The sequence below is a fragment of the Bartonella sp. AP57NXGY genome (genome assembly GCF_042195805.1).
GTDB lineage: Bacteria > Pseudomonadota > Alphaproteobacteria > Rhizobiales > Rhizobiaceae > Bartonella.
On the sequence record NZ_JBHIOZ010000062.1, the window covers coordinates 1 to 2,220 of the forward strand.

Annotated in this window: 2 protein-coding genes and 1 tRNA gene; 2 read left to right on the plus strand and 1 reads right to left on the minus strand. The window is 39.3% G+C overall.

The features are described 5' to 3' along the window. Positions 1-536: methylenetetrahydrofolate--tRNA-(uracil(54)-C(5))-methyltransferase (FADH(2)-oxidizing) TrmFO (gene trmFO, locus ACFIL8_RS06555; RefSeq protein ID WP_375689183.1), on the minus strand; the 536-nt coding region annotated here is incomplete at its 3' end. 134 nt (positions 537-670) lie between these two features. Here trmFO and ACFIL8_RS06560 point away from each other — a divergent pair. Continuing rightward, a tRNA-Leu gene (locus tag ACFIL8_RS06560) sits at positions 671-753 on the plus strand. Between the two features lie 135 nt (positions 754-888). Continuing rightward, a partial coding sequence (tig, locus tag ACFIL8_RS06565) for a trigger factor (RefSeq protein WP_375689185.1) occupies positions 889-2,220 on the plus strand: 1,332 nt, incomplete at its 3' end.

A 2,220-nucleotide genomic window follows, 5' to 3' on the forward strand; every position in this document is an offset into this window, starting at 1 on the left:
ATATCAATACTGTCGGTATGGATAATAGGTGCAATTGCATCAAAAAAAGAAAGAGCTTTTATACCGGTTATTGCTTGTAATTTTTGAGCAAGTGCAGGCGATGTAAGGGGGCCTGTTGCAATGACAACATGTTTCCAAGCTTTAGGAATTTCTTGAACTTCTTCACGTTTGATTGTTATAAGAGGGTGGTTTTCAAGTGCTGTCGTAACGGTTTTTGAAAATCCATCACGGTCAACAGCAAGAGCACTACCTGCGGGAACTTTGTTGGCATCAGCAGCTTTCATAATTAACGATTTTGCTAATCGCATTTCAGCATGTAAAAGTCCTACGGCATTTGTTAATGAATCATCGCAACGAAACGAATTTGAACAAACCAGTTCTGCCAATTTATCGGTTTTATGGGCATCTGATTTTTTTTCGGGTCGCATTTCATGCAAAACAACAGAAATTCCTGACTGAGCGATTTGCCAGCTTGCTTCACACCCCGCAAGACCGCCACCGATGATATGAATTGGGATATCAAATGTCTTTAACATAATTGACTTTTAGCGTAAGCAGTTATGTATGAAAAGCATAGATTTTGTTTTTTTTAATATATTTGTTTGCTTTTTTTCTGTAATTAATGGTATAGAAACGCCGCTTGTATAAGGTTATTAGCTTGTAAGTTTGAGCGGATGTGGCGAAATTGGTAGACGCACCAGATTTAGGTTCTGGCGGGAGACCGTGGGGGTTCGAGTCCCTCCATCCGCACCAAAGCAATCCCTTAAGTGCTACGGATTTCTACGTGTCTGAAATTCCGCTTCATGGTAAATGTAACACTCGAAGTGTTAGAATGTAATGATTATTAGAGTGGGTTGATCCCTCTCCTTAGAAAAATGAAGGTGTTTAATGCAGGTTACCGAGACGCTTAATGAAGGACTGAAGCGCGAAATTAAGATCGTGGTTCCAGCGAAAGATTTAGAAGAAAAGTTGAATGAACGATTGGATGATACCAAGGGAAAAATCAAGCTTAATGGTTTTCGTCCCGGTAAAGTGCCTAGTGGGCATTTGCGAAAAATGTATGGTAAATCCTTTATGGCGGAGATTCTCAATGAGATACTCAGTGATGCACCCCGTTCTATTTTAGCGGACCGCAATGAACGTGCAGCGATGCAGCCAAAAATTGATATAGATGAAGATGAAAAAATTCTAGATGGCAAAGCTGATTTTACTTTTAGTTTAAAGTATGAAGTTTTACCAAAAATTGACATTAAAGATTTTGAACATATTAAGGTTATCCGTGAAATTCCGATTATTCCTGAACAGGATATTGATGATCAAGTCAATCGCGTCCTTTCTTCTACGCGTAATTATTCTCTAAAAGAGGGGAATTCTGAAGAAGGTGATCGCATTACCATAGATTATCAAGGTAAGCTTGAAGGCGTTCCATTTGAAGGTGGGGCAGATAGTGATGCACAACTGATTCTTGGGGCAAAACAATTTATTCCTGGTTTTGAAGAGCAATTGGTTGGTGTGAAAGCTGGGGATGTAAAAACGATTTTTGTTAAATTTCCTGATAATTACAGTGCGGCACATTTGGCGGGACGGGAAGCAGAGTTTGACATTACTGTCAAAGCTGTCTTTAAACCAGATGAATTAAAAATTGATGATGAAGCAGCGCAAAAAGTTGGTTTAGAGTCTCTAGATCGCTTACGTGAGGTCGTTCGTGGGCAGATTGAAAGCCAATATGGTTCAGTGACACGTCAAAAAGTTAAGCGTCAAATTCTTGATGCTTTAGATGCTGATTATAATTTTGAGATTCCTGAAGAACTTTTAGAGGTTGAGTTTAACAATATATGGGCTCAGGTTAATGATGATTTGAAAAAGGCTGGGCGCAGTTTTGAAGATGAAGGTATTACAGAAGAAAAGGCACGTGAGGAATATCGTGTCCTTGCGCAGCGTCGTGTTCGTCTTGGTTTGGTGCTTTCTGAAATTGGAATGAAGGTTGGTGTTAAAGTTAGTGAGGATGAGCTAAAAGCAGCAGTTTTTGATCAGGTTCGCCAATATCCAGGACAAGAGAAAGAGATTATGGATTTTTTCCGTAAGACTCCGGAAGCTGTTGAAAATCTACGTGCTCCGATTTTTGAAGAAAAGGTCATTGATCATTTATTAGCACAGATAAAAGTCACAGATAAAGAAGTGACGGTTGAAGAGTTGATGAAAGAATATGACGAATCAGAT